Origin of the sequence: Georgenia phoenicis, from assembly GCF_047302425.1 — a bacterium.
Taxonomy (GTDB): domain Bacteria; phylum Actinomycetota; class Actinomycetes; order Actinomycetales; family Actinomycetaceae; genus Oceanitalea.
This window is the reverse complement of sequence record NZ_CP154855.1, coordinates 176,468-195,175: the sequence shown is the minus strand read 5'-3', so window position 1 is coordinate 195,175 and position 18,708 is coordinate 176,468. Positions and strand designations below refer to the sequence as shown.

General features: G+C 73.1%; 18 protein-coding genes. 12 read left to right on the top strand and 6 right to left on the bottom strand.

Annotated elements, in window-relative coordinates; genetic code table 11:
- Window positions 1-10: 10 nt before the first annotated feature.
- Window positions 11-784, bottom strand: a complete 774-nt coding sequence (locus AA0005_RS01045; RefSeq protein ID WP_413451582.1) for a 3-ketoacyl-ACP reductase — start codon at window positions 782-784, stop codon at window positions 11-13.
- Between the two features lie 265 nt (window positions 785-1,049).
- On the opposite strand from AA0005_RS01045, the gene AA0005_RS01040 reads away from it, so the two are divergent.
- From AA0005_RS01040 to AA0005_RS01020, 5 genes are read left to right on the top strand one after another with little or no spacing between them, the layout of a single operon-like run.
- Window positions 1,050-2,270: an amino acid ABC transporter substrate-binding protein gene (locus tag AA0005_RS01040; protein ID WP_413451581.1), complete on the top strand. Its 1,221-nt coding sequence runs from the start codon at window positions 1,050-1,052 to the stop codon at window positions 2,268-2,270.
- A gap of 7 nt (window positions 2,271-2,277) precedes the next feature.
- Window positions 2,278-3,162 carry a branched-chain amino acid ABC transporter permease gene (locus tag AA0005_RS01035; protein WP_413451580.1) on the top strand — a complete coding sequence of 295 codons (885 nt, stop codon included), beginning with the start codon at window positions 2,278-2,280 and terminating at the stop codon, window positions 3,160-3,162.
- On the top strand, window positions 3,146-4,258 hold the full coding sequence (locus tag AA0005_RS01030; RefSeq protein WP_413451579.1) for a branched-chain amino acid ABC transporter permease: 1,113 nt from the start codon (window positions 3,146-3,148) through the stop codon (window positions 4,256-4,258). The genes AA0005_RS01035 and AA0005_RS01030 overlap by 17 nt, the downstream gene beginning before the upstream one ends.
- On the top strand, window positions 4,245-4,988 hold the full coding sequence (locus AA0005_RS01025; RefSeq protein WP_413451578.1) for an ABC transporter ATP-binding protein: 744 nt from the start codon (window positions 4,245-4,247) through the stop codon (window positions 4,986-4,988). The genes AA0005_RS01030 and AA0005_RS01025 overlap by 14 nt, the downstream gene beginning before the upstream one ends.
- Window positions 4,978-5,715: an ABC transporter ATP-binding protein gene (locus tag AA0005_RS01020; protein ID WP_413451577.1), complete on the top strand. Its 738-nt coding sequence runs from the start codon at window positions 4,978-4,980 to the stop codon at window positions 5,713-5,715. Before AA0005_RS01025 ends, AA0005_RS01020 begins: the two co-directional genes overlap by 11 nt.
- 69 nt (window positions 5,716-5,784) lie before the next feature.
- Here the strand turns inward: AA0005_RS01020 and AA0005_RS01015 are convergent, their stop codons facing one another.
- From AA0005_RS01015 to pgm, 3 genes are all read right to left on the bottom strand, one after another.
- Window positions 5,785-6,849 (bottom strand): App1 family protein, encoded by a 1,065-nt coding sequence (locus AA0005_RS01015; RefSeq protein ID WP_413451576.1) that lies wholly within the window; start codon window positions 6,847-6,849, stop codon window positions 5,785-5,787.
- A gap of 62 nt (window positions 6,850-6,911) precedes the next feature.
- Entirely contained in the window at window positions 6,912-7,139 is a 228-nt protein-coding gene (locus tag AA0005_RS01010; RefSeq protein WP_413451575.1) for a DUF6458 family protein, read from the bottom strand.
- A 71-nt stretch (window positions 7,140-7,210) separates the two neighbouring features.
- A complete protein-coding gene (gene pgm / locus AA0005_RS01005; RefSeq protein ID WP_413451574.1) occupies window positions 7,211-8,890 on the bottom strand; it encodes a phosphoglucomutase (alpha-D-glucose-1,6-bisphosphate-dependent) in 1,680 nt (559 codons plus the stop codon).
- A gap of 111 nt (window positions 8,891-9,001) precedes the next feature.
- Between pgm and AA0005_RS01000 the strand changes: the two genes are divergently transcribed.
- The 3 genes from AA0005_RS01000 to AA0005_RS00990 are packed head-to-tail and all read left to right on the top strand — an operon-like array spanning window position 9,002 to window position 11,089.
- Window positions 9,002-9,352 carry a rhodanese-like domain-containing protein gene (locus AA0005_RS01000; RefSeq protein WP_413451573.1) on the top strand — a complete coding sequence of 117 codons (351 nt, stop codon included), beginning with the start codon at window positions 9,002-9,004 and terminating at the stop codon, window positions 9,350-9,352.
- A gap of 21 nt (window positions 9,353-9,373) precedes the next feature.
- A complete protein-coding gene (locus tag AA0005_RS00995) occupies window positions 9,374-10,240 on the top strand; it encodes a DUF5926 family protein (protein ID WP_413451572.1) in 867 nt (288 codons plus the stop codon).
- Between the two features lie 54 nt (window positions 10,241-10,294).
- Complete coding sequence (locus tag AA0005_RS00990; protein ID WP_413451571.1) at window positions 10,295-11,089, top strand: glycosyltransferase; 795 nt, start codon at window positions 10,295-10,297, stop codon at window positions 11,087-11,089.
- Here AA0005_RS00990 and AA0005_RS00985 read toward each other — a convergent pair.
- Window positions 11,065-13,434, bottom strand: coding sequence for a hypothetical protein (locus tag AA0005_RS00985; RefSeq protein WP_413451570.1), 2,370 nt, complete (start codon window positions 13,432-13,434; stop codon window positions 11,065-11,067). The two genes, AA0005_RS00990 and AA0005_RS00985, sit on opposite strands and share 25 nt — an antisense overlap.
- An 89-nt stretch (window positions 13,435-13,523) precedes the next feature.
- On the opposite strand from AA0005_RS00985, the gene pheA reads away from it, so the two are divergent.
- The gene (gene pheA / locus AA0005_RS00980; RefSeq protein ID WP_413451569.1) at window positions 13,524-14,474 is read left to right on the top strand and encodes a prephenate dehydratase; all 951 of its coding nucleotides are present in this window, start codon (window positions 13,524-13,526) and stop codon (window positions 14,472-14,474) included.
- Between the two features lie 137 nt (window positions 14,475-14,611).
- Complete coding sequence (locus tag AA0005_RS00975) at window positions 14,612-15,817, top strand: diacylglycerol/lipid kinase family protein (protein WP_413451568.1); 1,206 nt, start codon at window positions 14,612-14,614, stop codon at window positions 15,815-15,817.
- Window positions 15,818-15,933: 116 nt separating this feature from the next.
- On the opposite strand, the gene AA0005_RS00970 is transcribed toward AA0005_RS00975, so the two are convergent.
- Complete coding sequence (locus AA0005_RS00970; RefSeq protein ID WP_413451567.1) at window positions 15,934-16,506, bottom strand: 1-acyl-sn-glycerol-3-phosphate acyltransferase; 573 nt, start codon at window positions 16,504-16,506, stop codon at window positions 15,934-15,936.
- Window positions 16,507-16,578: 72 nt separating this feature from the next.
- On the opposite strand from AA0005_RS00970, the gene serS reads away from it, so the two are divergent.
- Together serS and AA0005_RS00960 are read left to right on the top strand one after the other, a co-directional pair.
- Window positions 16,579-17,844 (top strand): serine--tRNA ligase, encoded by a 1,266-nt coding sequence (gene serS / locus AA0005_RS00965; protein ID WP_413451566.1) that lies wholly within the window; start codon window positions 16,579-16,581, stop codon window positions 17,842-17,844.
- On the top strand, window positions 17,841-18,695 hold the full coding sequence (locus tag AA0005_RS00960) for an HAD family hydrolase (protein WP_413451565.1): 855 nt from the start codon (window positions 17,841-17,843) through the stop codon (window positions 18,693-18,695). Before serS ends, AA0005_RS00960 begins: the two co-directional genes overlap by 4 nt.
- Window positions 18,696-18,708 lie beyond the last annotated feature (13 nt).

The window sequence follows — 18,708 nt, the reverse complement described above, 5'->3', positions numbered from 1 at the left end:
TCGCTCCTCGTCACAGGGTGGGGATGTGCATGCCGCCGTCGACGTTGATGACGTCGCCGGTGGAGTAGGGCATCTGGCCGGCGACGAGCTGGGCGACGGCGCCGCCGACGTCGGAGGGTCGGCCCCAGCGGGGGATCGGTGCCCCGCCGCCCGCGAAGAAGGAGTCGTACTTCTCCTTGACGCCGGCGGTCATGTCGGTGGCGATGATGCCGGGCCGGATCTCGTAGACGACGATCCCCTCCGGGGCGAGGCGCGCGGCCCACAGCTGGGTGGACATCGCCATCCCGGCCTTGGACAGGCAGTACTCGCCGCGGTTGGTCGAGACGGTGACGGCGGAGGTCGAGGAGACGTTGACGATCGTGCCGACCGGCTCGTCGGGCAGCTCGGTCATCTCCCCGCGGCGCTCGACCATCGTGCGGGCGACGAGCTGGGTGAGGAAGTACGGGCCACGCAGGTTGATGTCCATCACGCGGTCGTAGCTCTCCGCGGTGGCGACGAGGATGTCGTCGCGGACCGTCGGGGCCACGCCGGCGTTGTTGACGAGGACGTCGATGCGCCCCCACTGCTCGAGGCTGGCGGCGACGTAACGCTCGTGGTCGGCGAGCTCGGAGACCGAACCGCGCACGTAGATGACCTCGCCGCGCTCGCGGAGCTCGGCCATGAGCTCGGCTGGCTCCTCACGGGTCGCGAGGATGGCGACGGCGTAGCCCTCGTCCAGCAGCCGCGTCGTGATGCCCAGCCCGATCCCGCGGTTCCCCCCGGTCACCATCGCTACCTTCGGCACGCTTCATCCTCTCCGTCGAGTGTGGGGCGGCCCAGTGCCGCCCGGCCATCATGGCCCACCCGCGGCCGATAGGGCAAGCGCTTTCCGCCGGGCGAGGCGCGCGGCTCCGGCTGCGCCGCGGGATGCGGTTTCCGTCAGGCGCTGCTGGGGCGAAGGACTCAGAGTGATCACGATCACGAAAGGCCCTTGCGCCGTGGTCGGGTAAGCCCGTACTGTCCGGAAAGCGCTTTCGAGAAGCGCGTCCGCAACCAATGAAGGAGGACGGATGTCAACGAAGCGGTTGACCCGGGGGATTGCTGCAGGCGCGGTGGCCATGCTCGCGCTGGCGGCTTGCGGGAACGGTGGCGGCGAGGAGGGTGGGGACTCCGAGGACCCCATCGTCATCGGTATCTCGCTGCCGCTCACCGGTGACTTCGCCGAGCCCGGCAAGGGCGTCGAGCGCGGCTACCAGACCTGGGCCGAGGTGACGAACGAGAACGGCGGCCTCCTCGGCCGGCAGGTCGAGCTCAAGATCCTCGACGACGCCTCCGACGCCGCTCGCGTCGTGTCCGACTACGAGTCCCTCATCGCCCAGGACGAGGTCGACCTGCTCTTCGGCCCGTTCTCCACCCGCCTGGTCGTCCCCGCCTCCCGGGTGGCCTCCGAGTACGGGATGCTCTTCGTCGAGCCGGCCGCCGCCGCGGCCGAGGTCTTCGAGAACGGCTTCGAGAACATCTTCTACGCGGCCCCGGCCATCGCGCCGGACCACTACAACAACCTCGTCGAGCACATCCTCGCGATGCCCGAGGGGGAGCGGCCGCAGACGATGGCCGTCGCCGCCATGGACGACCCCTTCGCCCAGGGCACCGCCTACGGCCTGCGGGACAAGCTCGTCGAGGCGGGCGTGGAGCTCGTCGTCGACGAGGTCTACCCGCCCAACCAGACCGACTTCAACGCCATTGCCGCGAAGATCGCCGATGCCGACCCCGACCTCGTCGTCGGCGGCACGCAGTACCAGGACGCGGTCAACATGATCCTCGCGCTGCAGCAGCTGAACTACCAGCCGCGCATGGCCGCCTTCTCCACGGCGCCCACCAACCCCGAGTTCCCCGAGGCCGTCGGCGGCGCCGTCGAGGGCATCCTGTCGCCCACCGGCTACTCCAACCAGGCCGACTGGCCCTCGAACGCCGAGTTCGTCGAGGCGCACACCGAGCTCCACGGTGAGCCGCCGCAGGAGGACGAGGCCAACGCCTACACGACCGGCCAGGTCGTCGCGGCCGCCGTCGAGGAGGTCGGCTGCGCCGAGCAGGGCGAGTGCCAGCAGCAGCTCATCGACTACCTGCGCGGCGCGACCGTCGACACCGTCGTCGGCCCGCTCGCCTGGGACGAGGCCGGCCGCCCCAACGGCGCGCACATGATCCTCCAGTACATCGACGGCGAGATTGCCATCGTGCTGCCCGAGGACACCGCCACGGCCGAGCTCGTCTACCCGAAGCCGGAGTGGTGACCCGGCCGTGTCACTCATCTTCCAGAGCCTGATTCTGGGCGTGCTGCTAGGAGGGCTCTACGCCCTCCTAGCAGCAGGGCTCACCCTCTACTTCGGTGTCATGCGGGTGGTCATGCTCGCCCACGCGGCGTTCATCGTCCTCGCCGCCTACATCGCCTGGCGCTTCTCGACGGCCACCGGGCTGGACCCGATGCTCTCGCTCATCGCCACGGTCCCGCTGTTCTTCGGCATCGGCTACGCGATCCAGCGCTGGCTCATCAGCCGGCTCAAGCCGGCGACGATGACGATGATGTCGGTGCTCATCACCTTCGCCATCGCCCTCATCATCGAGGGCCTGCTCGGCATGGCCTTCACCGGCACCCAGCGCCGCATCAACCTGCCCTACGGCACCGCGAGCGTCGACTTCTTCGGCGCCTCGATCCCCGTCGTGCAGATCATCTCCTTCGCGCTCGCCGGGCTCAGCCTCCTCGCGCTGTTCCTCGTGCTCAAGAAGACCCGCTTCGGGCGGGCGCTGCGCGCGACGATCCAGCACCGCGAGGCAGCCCAGCTCGTCGGCATCGACACCGACAGGACCGCCGGCTTCGGCTTCGGCCTCGGTCTGGCGACGGCGGCCGTGGGCGGCACGGCGCTGTCCCTGCAGGCGACGATCTTCCCCTCGCTGCACTGGCACTGGATCGGCCCGCTCATGGCGATCATCGTCGTCGGCGGCCTCGGGTCCATCCCGGGCGCCGCGATCGCGGCCCTGCTCCTCGGCGTCCTGCGCGTCATGGCCGAGCTGCTCCCGGGCGTGACGCCGACCCTCGCCCAGACCATCTTCTACGTGGCCCTCTTCCTCACGCTCATGGTGCGGCCGCAGGGATTCTTCGGAGGTCGCCTTGCTCAGCGTTTCTGACCGGACCAGGTCCCTGCCGGCGCGCAGCCTCGCGGCCGGCGGCGGCAGCGCGAGCCGGCTACGGCCGGTCATCCTCGTCGCCGTCGTCGTCGCGGTACTCGCGCTGTGGCCCACGATCGCCCCCAACGCCTACATGGTGAGCGCCGGCGTCATCGTCCTCAACTACGCGGTCTTCGCGACCGGGTGGAACATCATGGGCGGCTTCACCGGCTACATCTCCCTGGGCCACGCGGCCTTCTTCGGCCTCGGCTCCTACGGGACGGCGCTGCTCGTCATCCACACCGGGATGAACTGGCTCCTCGCCGCGCTCGTCGCGGCCGTGGCGACGGCGGTGCTCACCATCCCCGTCGGCTTCGCCGCGCTGCGAGTGCGGGGGTCGTCCTTCGTCATCGTGACGATCGCGCTCGTCCTCGTCCTCCAGCTGCTCTTCCAGAGCTGGGAGACCGTGACGGGCGGCTCGGCGGGGCTCGTCGTCCCGCGGCCCTTCCCCGACATGCTGCGCCCCGAGCACCACGAGACCTTCTTCTACATCTTCCTCGCGCTGCTCGCCGTCACCCTCCTCGCGTGGACGCTCATCGACCGCTCGCGCTTCGGCGCCGCCCTCAAGAGCGTGCGCGAGGACGAGGACAAGGCCGAGTCGCTCGGGGCCCCCACGAGCCGGCTCAAGCTCGTCGCCTTCGTCATCTCCGCGTTCTTCGTGGCGGTGGCCGGCGGTCTCTACGCCCTGTGGTTCGGCGACCTCGACCCGATCTTCCAGTTCGACATCGTGCTCGGGTCCACGGTCGTCCTCATGGCGCTGCTCGGCGGGGTGCGCTTCCTCTTCGGGCCGCTGCTCGGCGCGATCGTCGTGGGCTCGGCGCTGGAGTACTTCGTCCTCAACTCCGAGGGCAGCCAGTTCCACCTCGTCGCCACGGGCCTGCTCCTCGGGCTCGTCGTGCTCTTCCTGCCCGACGGCGTGCTCACCGGTGCCGCGCAGCTGCTGCGCCGCCTCGGTCCCCAGAGCTCCTCCATCCGCGAGGTCTCCGCCGAGGAGCTGCGCCAGCAGCAGGAGGCCGCGACCACGACCACGAAGGAGGCCGGCGATGAACGCGGCTGACACCGTCCTGCGCACCGAGGGGCTGACGAAGTCCTTCGGCGGCGTCCACGCCGTCGACGGCGCGACGACGGAGTTCTACACCGGCAAGATCAACGGGCTCATCGGCCCCAACGGCTCGGGCAAGACGACGTTCTTCAACTGCGTCACCGGGATGATCCGCCCCGACTCCGGCACCGTGACCATGCACGGCAAGGACGTCACCCGCTGGGCACCGCACAAGATCGCCCGGGCGGGCCTGGGCCGCAGCTTCCAGCTGTGCCGGGTCTTCCCGCGGATGACGGTGCTGGAGAACATGCTCGTCGCGGTGCAGCCGCGCACGCTGGGGGAGTACCTCGGCAACACGCGCAGCGCCGAGACGGTGGAGAAGGCGCGGGCCATGCTCGCCCGGGTGGGCATCGACCACCTCGAGGCGTCCGAGGCCCGCGATATCTCCTACGGGCAGCAGAAGCTCCTCGAGCTCGGCTCCACCCTCATGACCGACCCGCCCTTCGTCATGCTCGACGAGCCGGCCGGCGGCGTGAACCCCTCCCTCATCGAGCGGATCGCCCTGCTCGTGCGGGAGCTCAACGACGAGGGCACGACCTTCCTCATCGTCGAGCACAACATGGACCTCATCATGAGTCTGTGCGACCACATCGTGGTCTTCGACCGTGGCCGGCCGATCGCGACGGGCACGCCCGACGTCGTGAAGTCCGACCCGAAGGTGCTGGAGGCATACCTTGGCGTCTGACATCGTCCTCGAGCTCGACGACATCCAGGCGGGCTACGGCAAGGCGGCGCTCGTCCTGCGCGGCCTGTCGGTGCAGGTCCGCCGCGGCGAGGTGGTCTGCCTCGTCGGGCCCAACGGCGCGGGCAAGTCCACCGTCCTCAAGGTGGCCAGCGGCATGCTCAAGCCCCGCCAGGGCACCATCACCCTCAACGGCAAGGACGTCACGGGGCAGAGCCCGCAGCAGCTGCTGCGCGGCGGACTGTCCCACGTGCTCCAGGGGCACTCCGTGTTCAAGGAGATGACCGTCGAGGAGAACATCATGCTCGGCGGCTACTCCCTGGCCGACCAGTCGGTCCTGCCGGAGCGCTGCGAGTACGTCAAGGAGGTCTTCCCGCTCGTCGGGGAGCGCTGGAGCGACACCGCCGGGTTGCTCTCCGGAGGCCAGCAGAAGCAGGTCGAGTTCGCCCGCGCGCTCGTCATCCGCCCCGACGTCGTCCTCCTCGACGAGCCGTCGATGGGCCTGGACCCCAAGCGGGTGACGACGATCTTCGAGCAGGTCGACCGCATGCGGCAGGCCGGGGTCGCGGTGCTGCTCGTCGAGCAGAACGCCCGCCGGGCCCTGGAGATGGCCGACATCGGCTGCGTCCTCGACCTCGGCCGCGTCTTCGCCACCGGTCCGGCGCGCGAGCTGCTCGCCGACCCCAAGCTCAGCGACCTCTACCTCGGCGGCCGCCCCGCCACCACCTGACCCCCAGCCCCCACGCCGACAGCCGGATTTCGCCAGGCGAAATCCGGCTGTCGGCGCACGAGGGGGTGGTTACGTGAGGTGGGGGCGGAGCTTGTCCCACAGGGCGGTGCCGTCACCGGCGGCGACGACGGGGGGCCGGGAGTCGCCCGACACCCGTCCGCCCTCGCGGTCGCGACCCAGCGCCTGCGGGGTGCCGTGGGACAGCACGTGCTCCCCGGGCGTGAGCTGGCGGATGGCGACGGCGGTGACCCGGTCGGGGTGCTCGCGCGCGAGCTCGGAGTAGATCTCGGGGTCGTGCTGGCCGTCGTCGCCGACGAGCAGCCAGCGGATCTGCGGGAAGTCGATGAGCAGGCGGCGCAGCGTCGTGCGCTTGTGCTCCTGGCCGCTGCGGAACCACCCGGTGTTGGTCGGCCCCCAGTCCGTCATGAGCATCGGCCCGGCGGGCAGGCCGCTGCGCCGGAAGAGGCGCTCGAGCGCGGGGACGACGTTCCACGCCCCGGTCGACAGGTAGAGCACCGGCGTGCCCGGGCGCGCCTCCTGGACGTTCCGGAACAGCTCGGCCATCCCCGGGACGGCCTGGCGGGTGCTCGTGTGCCGGACGAAGGTGTTCCACGCCGCGATGAGCGGGCGCGGCACGCGGGTGACCATGACGGTGTCGTCGATGTCGCTGACCACCCCGAAGCGGGTCTCGGGCCCGATGACGAGCACCCGCGCCGTCGCCGGCCGGGCGCCGCGGGCGCGCACGGTGATGTCGTGCCAGCCCGGCGGCAGGCCGTGGTCCTCGACGAGGAGGTCGAGGTAGCCGCCGCGGTCGACATGGGCAGCGTGCGTCCGGCCGGCGATGTCGACGGCGACGGGCAGGTGCGCGACCGGGGTGGTGAGGAAGGAGCGCCACCCGCGCTCGGCCTGCTGCGCCTCGGCGAGCTCGGTCTCGGTGGCGCCGACGTCGGCGGCTGGGGGTGCGTCGTCGTCGTTCTCGGTGAGGAGCACGCGGGCGAGGACACGGAGCCGGTCGGGGCTGCCGTAGCCGGTGTAGGTGATGGTCTCGGGACGCCAGCCGCGGCGTCGCAGGTAGGGGACGAGACGGCGGTTGAGTCCGTCCTCGAGGGCGGAACCGAGGGAGGGGCGGGCCATGGGGTCGACCGTAGAGCAGCGCAGTGGCCCGCGCCCGGGAAGGGCGCGGGCCACGTGGAGGGTCAGCGCGGGGGCGGGTTGCCCGTGTCGCGGCGCTCGACGTAGGCCGTGTGGCTCGTGTTGCGGCGCTGACGCTGCATGGCGAAGGCGAGCACGAGGGCGAGCACGCCGACCGCCATGAGGATGTAGCCGATGATCTGGATGTTGAATACCTCCCAGGTGTCGGGGCTCAGCCCGAAGGCGAGGATCGCTCCGACGACGATGAGGAAGATGCCTCCACCGATACCCATGTCACGTCCTTCCGGTTGACGGTGCCCCGAGTCTGGTGGTGACCGGTGCGCCGCGCACCCCGAGGGCGTGCTCAGGCGAGGGCGGCGTCGACGACGGCCTTGGCCTCGGCCTGGACCTGCGCCAGGTGCTCCTCGCCGCGGAAGGACTCGGCGTAGATCTTGTAGACGTCCTCGGTGCCCGAGGGGCGTGCGGCGAACCAGGCGTTCTCCGTCGTCACCTTGAGGCCGCCGATCGGCTCGTCGTTGCCGGGGGCGCGCACGAGCCGGCCGGTGATCTCCTCCCCGGCGAGTGTCGTCGCCGTCACCTGCTCGGGGCTCAGTGCCGCGAGCCGCGCCTTCTGCTCGCGGGTGGCGGGCGCGTCGATGCGGGCGTAGGCGGAGGCGCCGAAGCGCTCGACCTGCTCCTCGTGGAGCTGGCTGGGGCTGCGGCCGGTGACCGCGAGGACCTCCGAGGCGAGCAGGCCGAGGATGATGCCGTCCTTGTCGGTGGTCCACACCGAGCCGTCGCGGCGCAGGAAGGACGCGCCGGCCGACTCCTCGCCGCCGAAGCCGACGGAGGCGTCGAGCAGCCCCGGGACGAAGTACTTGAAGCCGACGGGCACCTCGAGCAGCCGCCGCCCCAGGCCCGCGGCGACGCGGTCGATGAGCGCGGAGGACACGAGCGTCTTGCCCACGGCCGCGGTCTCGGGCCAGCCCGGCCGGTGGGCGAAGAGGTACTCGATCGCGACGGCGAGGAAGTGGTTGGGGTTCATCAGCCCGCCGTCGGGGGTGACGATGCCGTGACGGTCGGAGTCGGCGTCGTTGCCGGTGGCGATGTCGTAGGGCGCCGGGCCGCCGTCCTCGGGGCGCATGACCCGCAGCAGCGAGGCCATCGCCGACGGCGAGGAGCAGTCCATCCGGATCTTGCCGTCCCAGTCGAGCGTCATGAACGACCACCGCGGGTCCACCTGCGGGTTGACGACGGTGAGGTCCAGCCCGTAGCGCTCACCGATCGCGCCCCAGTACTCGACGGCGGCGCCGCCGAGCGGGTCGGCGCCGATGCGCACCCCGGCGCTCGCGATGGCCTCGAGGTCGACGACGCTGGCGAGGTCGTCGACGTAGGCGGCGAGGAAGTCGTGACCGCGCGTCGTCTCCGCGGCGAGCGCGCGCTCCAGCGGCATGCGCGGGACGTTCCCGACGCCGGTACGCAGGATCTCGTTGGCGCGCGCGGCGATCCACGAGGTGGCGTCCGAGCCGGCGGGCCCGCCGTGCGGCGGGTTGTACTTGAAGCCGCCGTCACGGGGCGGGTTGTGCGAGGGCGTGACGACGATGCCGTCCGCGCGGCCCGGGCCCTGGACCCGCACGCCCGCGGCCGTGCCGGCGCCGTTGGCGAGGAGGATCGCGTGGGAGACGGCGGGGGTGGGGGTGAAGGAGTCGCGGGAGTCGACGCGCAGCTCCACCCCGGCGGCCGCGAGGACCTCGACGGCGGTGCGCCAGGCCGGCTCGGACAGTGCGTGGGTGTCCCGGCCGATGAACAGCGGGCCGTCGGTGCCCTGCGCGCGGCGGTACTCGACGATCGCGGCCGTCGTCGCGACGATGTGCGCCTCGTTGAAGGCGGAGTCGAGGCTCGAGCCGCGGTGGCCGGAGGTTCCGAAGACCACCTGCTGGGAGGGGTCGTCGACGTCCGGCGAGCGGTCGTAGTACGCGGAGACGACGGCGTCGACGTCGATGAGGTCCTCGGGCAGGGCGGGGGTTCCGGCGCGCTCGTGCATGCCCCGATCCTGCCACTCCCCTGCCACCTCGTCCCCCGATCTCCCCAGCCCGGGCGCCCCGGTGGGTGCAGGGATGGAGGCCCGTGGCCCGGCGGGGCTACCGTGGACGGCATGGAGGACCTCGACCAGCCCCGCGACCTCACCGTCGCCGACCTCGACCCCGCCAGCCCCGTCCCCGCCGGGCACGCGATCCTCGACGTCCGCGAGCAGGACGAGTGGGACGCCGGCCACGCTCCCGGCGCCGTCCACATCCCGCTCGGCGAGCTGCCCGACCGCCTCGACGAGCTGCCCGAGGAGGACCTGCTCGTCGTGTGCCGCTCGGGCGGCCGATCGATGCGCGCCACCGCGTGGCTCAACCACTCCGGCTTCACCGCCCGCAACCTCGACGGCGGCATGCGCGAGTGGGCGGCGGCGGGCCTGCCGATGACCACCGACGACGGCAGCGACGCCCGCCTCCTCTAGGCACCGATAGGCTTGCCCACCATGGGTAAGAAGAGCCGCAAGCGCCAGTCCGACAGCCCCCGCCCCAAGCGGGTGGAGGTCCCCTTCGTCGAGCGTCCCTTCGAGGGCCTGCCCGGCGAGACCGACTGGGTCGCGATGCGCGAGATCGTCCCCGCCGCGACCGCCACGGTGCGCACCACCGAGGAGTACGGCTCCCGCGAGGTCGTCGTCGCCACCATGCTCCCCGAGCTGTGGCCGGCGCTGCACCGCGAGGACGGCGTCGTGCTCGTCGGGCTGCAGACCGCCGCGAAGTCCGGAGACGCGAGCCGCGACGTCGCCGCCGCCCTGCTCCTCGCCCTCGACGCCGAGCCGGGCACCCCGGTGACGAACCTCGGCATCCTCGAGCCCGGCCCCCGCCTCCAGGACGTCCTCGACCTCACCGTGCCCTTCGAGCCGGTCATCGAGAACGACTTCGGCTTCTGGCTCGCCGCGGACCAGGAGCGCGACGCGGACGTCACCGCCGCCGTCGAGCAGTCCAGCGAGGGCATCGTCCCGACCGTCAAGGTCGAGGGCGTGGAGTCCGCGTACTGGTGCCGCATGGGCCGCGAGTTCCTCCGCTGGTCGCGCCCCGAGCCGCAGGAGGACGTTCTCGACGCGATCGCCCGCCTGCACGCCCGCCGCGAGTCCGAGCTGGAGGAGGGCGCCCGCTTCGTCGGCGCCTTCCGCACCAGCGGCATCCTCGTGCCGGTGTGGGAGCTCGTGCCCGGCACCGAGGCGGACGAGCTGGCCGGCCCCTGCGCCGCCTTCGAGAAGCGCCTCGAGGCCGCGCTGGCCGAGAGCGGCCCGCTCGACGCCGACGCCCGGCGCGCCCGCGCGGGGATCGTGTCCCGCCAGGTCACCCTGCGCTGACGGCCGCGTGCCGTGAACCTGCGCGAAGGCCCTGACCACCACTACGCTCGAAGGGTGAACCGGCGCCCTGGCCCCCAGCGGGTCGCCGTCGTGATCCCGGCGAAGGACGAGAGCACGCGGATCGCGGCGACCGTCAGGGCCGCCCGTGCCATCCCGCACGTCGACCTCGTCGTCGTCGTCGACGACGGCTCCACCGACGACACCCAGCACGTCGCCCGCGCGGCGGGCGCCGTCGTCGTGCGTCACTCGGTCAACCGGGGCAAGGCCTCGGCGATGGAGACCGGCGCGTCCGTCGTTGCCATGCGTGACGCCCCCGAGGGGCCCGCCCGGCTGCTCCTGTTCATCGACGCGGACCTCGGGGAGACCGCCGTCGGGGTCACCCCGCTCGTGGATGCGGTGCTCGCCGGTACCGCGGACTGCGCGATCGCCGTGCTGCCGCCGCAGCCGGGGGCGGGCGGCCGTGGGATCGTCGTCGGCAAGGCACGGCGCAGCATCGCGCGCGCCACCGGCTGGCTGCCCACCCAGCCGCTCTCCGGCCAGCGCTGCCTCACCCGTGAGGCCTTCGAGGCCGCCGTCCCGCTCGCCGCCGGGTGGGGCGTGGAGACCGGGATGACGATCGACCTGCTCGTCAAGGGCTTCACGCTCGTCGAGGTGCCCTGCGACCTGCGGCACCGGGCCAGCAGCAACGACCTCGCCGGCCAGCTGCACCGCGCCGCCCAGTACCGCGACGTCATGCTCGCCGCCGCGGTGCGGCGCGCACGCGGCGTGCGGGTGGGTGCGCGCGCCCTCGGGGACCGGCCGGCCGACCAGGCGCCGGGCCAGCCCTACCGCGCCGTCGTCTCCGGCTGAACCGGTAGCGGCTCGGCGCGCAGCCGCAGCAGCCAGGCCGCGACCACCGCGATGAGCAGTGGCACCGCGACCGAGACCCCGATGGCCGGGATGACGATGCCGGAGTCGTTGACCCCGAAGCCGATGCCGAGCGCGACGGCGACGGCGACCAGGGCCGGGCGCAGCATGCGCGCGTCCGCCTCGAGCCGCCGCAGCGAGGAGCCCTTGGCCAGCCACCCGTAGGCGGCGTGGTCGCCCGAGCGCGCGGCGCGGCGCAGCGGCTGGGTGAGGACGAGGACGACGAGCGCGATCCCGCCCACCGCGAGGAAGGTGAGCGTGGAGCCGAAGAGGTTGGCCAGGTTCTGCCCGAGCTTGCGCAGGACGACGTCGAACAGCCCGCCGTCCAGGACGGTCTCGATGAAGCGGCCGAGGTGGCTGCGCTCGGCGGGCGGCCGCATCCAGTCGATGAGCGAGAAGGAGATCGCCACGGCCGCCGCCGCCCCGAGCACGAGCGCCACCCGCCGCCAGGTGAGCCGCACTCCCAGGGCGAGCAGCGCGAGGATGATGAAGGCGGGCAGCAGCGCCGGCGGCCCGCCGAAGTCCGCGCCGATCCCCGGCGCCCCGTTGAGGACGGTCGCGATGAGGCCGACGACGGCGACGACGGCCGCCGCGGCACGTCGCCTCCCGCGCCGCACGAGCGGCTCGACCAGGCAGCTGGCGGCCAGGAGCGTGCTCGTCGCCCACAGCGCGAAGGAGGAGTTGTTGATCCCGTAGAAGCGGCCTCCGACCTGCGGCTGGACCCCCATGAGGGCGGCGAGCTGCAGGCGCGCCCCGGTGAGGACGTCGACCGCGAGGACCAGTGCGGTGATGCCCGCGACGATCCCCACGGGCGCGAGCAGCTGCCGGCGCCAGGGGCGGGCCAGCGCCAGCCCGGCGATGAGCGCGGCGATCCCGATCGTCGCCGTGTAGACCACGAGGCCGGGTGAGCCGGTGCGCCACCACGGCAGGAGGTTGGCGAGGTAGCTGCCCACCGGCACGGCCGCGACGGTGACCGCCACGGCCCGCAGGGCGTGCAGCGCCCGGTCCGGGTCGAGCGCCCGGGCGGCCCGGCCGATGCCGGCCCAGCCGCTCGAGCGGCGCCGGTCCAGCCAGCGGCCGGCGCGGTCGAGGAAGCCGCGGTTGAGGCCCACGGTGACGAGCGCGTAGAGCGCGAGGTTGACGAGGACGAGCCCGGAGAAGAAGGGCGCGGTGAGCGGGCGGACGGCGATCGCGTGCCGGTTCTCGTCGATGAGCGTGGCGATCCGCGCGGCGCCGCTCCCGTCACCGGGCGTGGCGCGCATGGGCGCGCCCGCGAGGCCGGCGGGCGCCTCGATCCCGAGGCGGTCGAGCAGGGTGGGCAGGACGTCGGTGGACTGCACCATGCCCGGCTGGCGGGTGGAGCGGCTCTCGAGCATCCCGGCCGGCTCGCTGGGCGAGGCGAGCGCCGTCACCTGCATGACGGGCGTGGACCCGGAGTCCGCGAGCGAGGCGAGCAGGACGGTGGCGCCCTCGGGCAGCGCGTCGAGGACCGCGGCGGCGCGCGCCTCGAGCACCGCGACCTGCTCGAGGCGGTCCGGGCCGGTGAGCGGCCAGGCGCGGGTCGCCTTGGCCGGCGCGTCCTCCTCGGGGCCGGAGAAGCGGCGGTCGGTGGCGCTGACGAGCGGGCGGCCCCGGTCGCGGACGGCACCGAGGTCGACGACGAGGAGCTCCACCTCCGTCGCGGCCCGCTCGACGACGGCGCTGAGCAGCGCGGGGTCCTGCGGGCGTGGCTCGTACTCACCGACGACGGCGCCGGCCGGGTCGGCGAGCGCGATGGCGGCTCCCGGCCCCACGGCCGCCGTCGGGGTCCCGGCCTCGGTGACGAGCTCGCCCAGGGTTCCGGGCCGGGCGTCGTAGGAGGCCTCCTCCGCGGCGGTGAGGTAGTCCTCCCAGCCGGGGACCGCGCCGTCGACGGCGTTCTCCAGACGGCGGCACACACCGTGCGTCCCCGCGGGCAGGTCCGCCGCACGCCGGCCGGCGGAGACCGCGAGCCAGCCGTCGGCCGGGCAGGTGCTCGAGCGGACCGAGCGGACCACCGAGTTGGCGACGCCCGCCTCCTCGGCCAGCGTCCACAGCCGGGGAGTGGCGAGCGCGGACAGGTCCTCCCAGCGCAGGCCGCCCGTGCCGAGGAGCACGACGGGTGCGCCGGACGACGCGTCCGGGGCGGCGTCGTCGTCCTCCGTGGCGGCGAAGACGGTGCCGCCGAGGGGAAGGACGAGCGCGGCGATGAGTGCCACCGCGAGCAGGACCAGCCCCACACGGGTGACGGTGTTCCGACGGCGCCTCACCCCGGCAGCCTACGTGGCGCGGCCGATGCCGGGCCCGCTGGCTAGGCTGCGTCGGTGCGCACGGGGCGCACCACGCACGAGGAGATCCGATGCCCGACCACCAGCTGGCCCGCTACACCTACCTCGGCCCCGAGGGGACCTTCACCGAGGCGGCGCTGCGGGCCTTCGTCGGCGCGGACCCGGTGCAGGCCGAGCCCTCGACCGACGTCGTGTCCGCGCTCGACGCGGTGCGCGCCGGGCGGGCCGACTTCGCCGTCGTGCCGATGGAGAACTCCGTCGAGGGTGGGGTCAACGTCACGCTCGACACGCTCGCCTCCTCCCCGGAGCCGCTCGTCATCGTCGGTGAGGTCGTCGTGCCGGTGGCCTTCGTCCTCGCCGTCGTGCCCGGCACGCGGCTGGAGGAGGTGCGCCGCATCTCCACCCACCCGCACGCGTGGGCGCAGTGCCGCGGCTGGGTGGCGCGCGAGCTCGACGGCGCGGTCCACGTCCCCGCGACGTCCACCGCCGCGGCCGCCGCGATCCTCGCCGACCGCGGCCGCGAGGCCGGCTTCGACGCCGCGCTGTGCTCGGCGCTGTCGGCCGAGCGCTACGGGCTCGAGGCGCTGGCCGAGGGGGTGGCGGACAACCCGCACGCGGTGACGCGCTTCGTCGTCGTTTCCCGCCCCGGCACGGTGCCCGAGCCGACCGGTGCGGACAAGACGACGCTCATGGTCCACCTCGCCGACAACGAGGCCGGCGCGCTGCTCGACATGCTCGAGCAGTTCGCCGTGCGCGGGGTCAACCTCTCGCGCATCGAGTCGCGGCCGATCGGCGACTCGCTGGGCCGGTACTCCTTCTCGATGGACCTCGAGGGGCACGTCGCCGAGGAGCGGGTCGGCGCCGCGCTCATCGGCCTGCACCGGGTGTGCCCGCTCGTGCGCTTCATGGGCTCCTACCCGCGCTGGGACCGCCTGGCGCCCACCCTCGCGCCGGGGACGCACGACGCCGACTTCGTCGCCGCCCGCGCCTGGGTCGAGCGCATCCGCACCGGCCAAGCCTGACCCGCCTCACCGCCGACAGCCCACTTACCGCCGACAGCCGGATTCTCCGGAGCTCGCCCCCTGCCGCCGAGAGCCGGATCCTCCGGGCTCGCCGGTGCTGGAGCGCGGAGGGGCGGGCTGCCCACTACGGTCGGCACGTGAGCTGGGAGCAGTGGGTCGCCGTCATCGCCCTTGTCGTCGCCGTTGCCGGCCTCGTCGTCGGGATCGCCGTGTGGCGCGCGCTGCAGCGCCGCACCCCGTCCTTCGCCCACGACGACCCCCCGCCCGTCGAGCCCGAGAGGCCGACCGGGCCGCCCGCCGTCGTCTTCAACCCCTCCAAGGGCACCGACGGCGATCGGTTGCGTGCGCTCGTCAGCGAGGTGGCCGCGGACTCCGGGCTCCCGGAGCCGCTGTGGCTGGAGACGACGGTCGAGGACCCGGGCGGCGGCCAGGTGCGGACGGCACTCGAGCAGGGCGCGTCCGTCGTCATCGCTGCCGGAGGGGACGGCACGGTCCGGGCCGTCGCGGAGGGGTTGGCCGGGACCGACACCCCGATGGGCATCCTGCCGCTCGGCACCGGTAACCTCCTGGCCCGCAACCTCGAACTGCCCCTCACCGGTCACCGCGACATGGCCGTAGCGGCGCTGACAGGCCGCAACCGCAGGATGGACCTCGGCTGGCTGCGCCTGGAGAAGCCGCCGGCGGCCACCCTGCCCGAGGAGGACGTCTACCGCGGCGAGCCGGGGCGTACCGAGGTGGCGCCCACGCCCGCTGACGACAGCCAGGCGCCGGAGGTCAAGGCCGGTGAGGTACCCGGTGCCGAGCTCGAGAAGGAGCACGTCTTCCTCGTCATCGGCGGCATGGGCTTCGACGCCGAGATGGTCAGCGGCGCCGACGACGAGCTCAAGGCCCGCATCGGCTGGATCGCCTACTTCGTCGGCGGCGTCAAGCATCTGCTCGGCCGCAAGATGCGCGCCACCCTCGAGCTCGGCGAGTCCGAGGAGACCTCGACCTTCCAGGCGCGCACCGTCCTCATCGCCAACTGCGGGCGCCTGCCCGGCGGCGTCGTCCTCTTCCCGGACGCGCAGCTCGACGACGGGTGGCTGGACGTCGCGGCGATCGACACCCGCGGCGGGATCATCGGCTGGGCCGACCTGCTGCGCAAGGTCGTGCTCCAGGGGGTCGGGGTGCGGCGCGACCTCATGCCCTACAGCACCGGGAGCATCGACTTCCGCCGGGCGCACTCGCTGACGATCCGCACCGAGGAGCCCGAGCACGTCCAGGTGGACGGTGACCTGCTGGGCGAGGCCGCCGTCGTCCACGCGCGGGTGCAGCACGGGGGGCTGGTCGTCCGCACGCCCTGAGGAGAGTCCGGCTGTCGACGATAACTGTGCTGTCGGCGGTAACTGTGCTGTCGACGATAACTGTGCTGTCGGCGGTAACTGTGCTGTCGGCGGGAGGGGGTCCCGGCGGGCAGGGGTTACTCCTCCTCGGAGCGGAGGCGGGGGATGCGCTCGGGGCCGCCGCGCACGCCCACCTTGCCCCGGTAGAACTCGCGGATCTTGTCCATGTCGGCGCGGACGTCACCGGTCATCGTCAGGGTGGGGCCCAGGCCGGCGGTCATCGAGCGGCGGTCGACGTAGCCGAGCGTCACCGTCATCCCGGTCGCGCGGGCGATCCGGTAGAAGCCCGACTTCCAGTACGGGACGGCCGTACGGGAGCCCTCGGGCGTGATGACGAGGTACGTCGGCCCGGTGCGCACCTGCGCCACGAGCTCGTCGACGAGCCCGCCCGGGTCGTCCCGCTGCACCGGGATGCCGCCCAGAGCCCGCATGAGCGGCCCGAAGGGGCGCTTGAACAGGCTGTTCTTGCCCAGCCAGCGCACGTTGACGCCCCAGTGCCACGCGAGCGCGAGCATGAGGACGAAGTCCCAGTTGGAGGTGTGCGGGACGCCGAGGAGGATCCCGCGCCCCTCGGCGGGCGGCTGGGTCGGGTCCGGGGACCAGCGGCTCAGCCGCCAGTAGGCGCGGGCCAGGGCGCGGCGGAGTCTCACGAGCCAGACCCTAGTGCCACGCGCACCCGCCCGCGTGTGAGGCGGTGAGTCCGCCCGGATAGGCTCGGGGGCGTGATCGATCTCAGAGCCATGCGCGAGGACCCCGACGTCGTCCGTGCCAGCCAGCGCGCCCGGGGCGAGGACCCCGGCCTGGTCGACCGAGCCCTGGAGGCCGACGAGCGCCGCCGTACGGCGCTCAGCACCTTCGAGCAGCTGCGCTCGGAGCAGAAGGACGTCAGCCGCTCCGTCGGCAAGGCCACCCCGGAGGAGCGCCCCACCGTCCTGGCCCGCGCCAAGGAGCTCGCCGAGCGGGTGAAGAGCGCCGAGCGGGACGCCGCCGTCGCCGCGGAGGAGGCCTCGACGGCCGCCTACCAGCTGTCCAACGTCGTCGTCGACGGCGTGCCCGCGGGCGGCGAGGACGACTTCGTCGTGCTCCGCACCGAGGGTGAGCGCCGCGAGCTGGAGCAGGTCCGCGACCACCTCGAGCTGGGCGAGGGCCTGGCCGCGATCGACGTCAAGCGGGGTGCGAAGGTCTCCGGCGCCCGCTTCTACTACCTCACCGGCATCGGCGCCCGCCTCGAGCTCGCGCTCCTCAACGCCGCCATGGACCAGGCGATCGCCGCCGGATTCACCCCGATGATCACGCCCACGCTCGTCTCCCCGCAGGTGATGAGCGGCACCGGCTTCCTCGGCGAGCACGCCGACGAGATCTACCACCTGCCCGCCGACGACCTCTACCTCACCGGCACCTCCGAGGTGGCGCTCGCGGGCTACCACGCCGACGAGATCCTCGACCTGTCCGCCGGCCCGATGCGCTACGCCGGCTGGTCGACCTGCTACCGCCGCGAGGCCGGCTCCTACGGCAAGGACACCCGGGGCATCATCCGCGTCCACCAGTTCAACAAGGTGGAGATGTTCAGCTACACGACCGCGGATGACGCCCAGGACGAGCACGCCCGCCTGCTCGCCTGGGAGGAGGAGATGCTCACCAAGGTCGAGCTGCCCTACCGCGTCATCGACGTCGCCGCCGGTGATCTCGGCTCCTCGGCCGCCCGGAAGTTCGACTGCGAGGCCTGGCTGCCCAGCCAGGAGCGCTACATGGAGGTCACCTCCACCTCGAACTGCACGACCTTCCAGGCCCGCCGCCTGGGCGTGCGCCACCGCGGCCCGAACGGCACCGAGCCGGTCGCCACCCTCAACGGCACCCTCGCCACCACCCGCTGGCTCGTCGCGATCCTCGAGAACCACCAGCTCCCGGACGGTTCGGTCCGCGTCCCCGCGGGCCTGCAGCCCTACCTCGGCGGCCTGGAGGTCCTCGAGCCGGTGACGGCGCGATGACCCTCACCGTCGACGCCGTCCGCGACCACCTGCCCGCCGCCTTCCCGGCGGCCGGGCCGGACCTCCTCGTCGCGCTCGACATCGACGGCACGCTCATCGACCACGAGGAGCGGATGACGACGGCGGTGCGCCAGACCGTCGGCCGGCTGCGGGACGCCGGTGCCCGGGTGGTCCTGTCCACGGGCCGCTCGGTGTCCGCCGTCGTCCCCATCCTCGAGGAGCTCGAGCTGCGCGAGGGCTGGGCGGTGTGCTCGAACGGCGCCGTCTGCCTGCGCCTGGACCCGCAGCTCGAGGGCGGCTACGAGATCAGCGACGTCGTCACCTTCGACCCCGAGCCGGCGCTGCGGCTGCTGCGCGAGGAGCTGCCCGACGGGCTCTTCGCCGTCGAGGACCTAGGCCGCGGCTTCAAGGTGACCGCACCCTTCCCCATGGGGGAGCTGAGCGGGGAGATGACCGTCGTCGACTTCGAGGAGCTGTGCGCCGCGCCCGCCAGCCGCGTGACGCTCCGCGCGCCGCACCTGTCGGCCGCGGACTTCCACGACCTCGTCGAACGCGTGGGCCTGCACGGGGTCTCCTACGCCGTCGGCTGGACGGCGTGGCTCGACCTCGCCCCCGACGGCGTCACCAAGGCGTCCGCGCTCGACACCTTGCGCGAGCGCATGGGCGTGGCGCCGGGCGCGACGGTGGCCGTGGGTGACGGTCGCAACGACGTCGAGATGCTCCGCTGGGCGGGGCTGGGCGTCGCGATGGGCGGGGCGGACGAGGTGGTCCGCGCGGCCGCGGACCTCGTCACCGGGCCCGTGGAGGACGACGGCGTCGTGCCGGTTCTGTCCGCTCTGCTGCCCGCGTGACCAGATCGTTACG

Bases quoted from the DNA above. Each gene is read 5' to 3' on its own strand.
- AA0005_RS01015 (WP_413451576.1), bottom strand. From the start codon at position 6,849: ATGGCCCGCCCCTCCCTCGGTTCCGCCCTCGAGGACGGACTCAACCGC.
- AA0005_RS00995 (WP_413451572.1), top strand. From the start codon at position 9,374: ATGGGTAAGAAGAGCCGCAAGCGCCAGTCCGACAGCCCCCGCCCCAAG.
- AA0005_RS00960 (WP_413451565.1), top strand. From the start codon at position 17,841: ATGACCCTCACCGTCGACGCCGTCCGCGACCACCTGCCCGCCGCCTTC.
- AA0005_RS01040 (WP_413451581.1), top strand. From the start codon at position 1,050: ATGTCAACGAAGCGGTTGACCCGGGGGATTGCTGCAGGCGCGGTGGCC.
- AA0005_RS01025 (WP_413451578.1), top strand. From the start codon at position 4,245: ATGAACGCGGCTGACACCGTCCTGCGCACCGAGGGGCTGACGAAGTCC.
- pheA (WP_413451569.1), top strand. From the start codon at position 13,524: ATGCCCGACCACCAGCTGGCCCGCTACACCTACCTCGGCCCCGAGGGG.
- AA0005_RS01000 (WP_413451573.1), top strand. From the start codon at position 9,002: ATGGAGGACCTCGACCAGCCCCGCGACCTCACCGTCGCCGACCTCGAC.
- AA0005_RS01010 (WP_413451575.1), bottom strand. From the start codon at position 7,139: ATGGGTATCGGTGGAGGCATCTTCCTCATCGTCGTCGGAGCGATCCTC.
- pgm (WP_413451574.1), bottom strand. From the start codon at position 8,890: ATGCACGAGCGCGCCGGAACCCCCGCCCTGCCCGAGGACCTCATCGAC.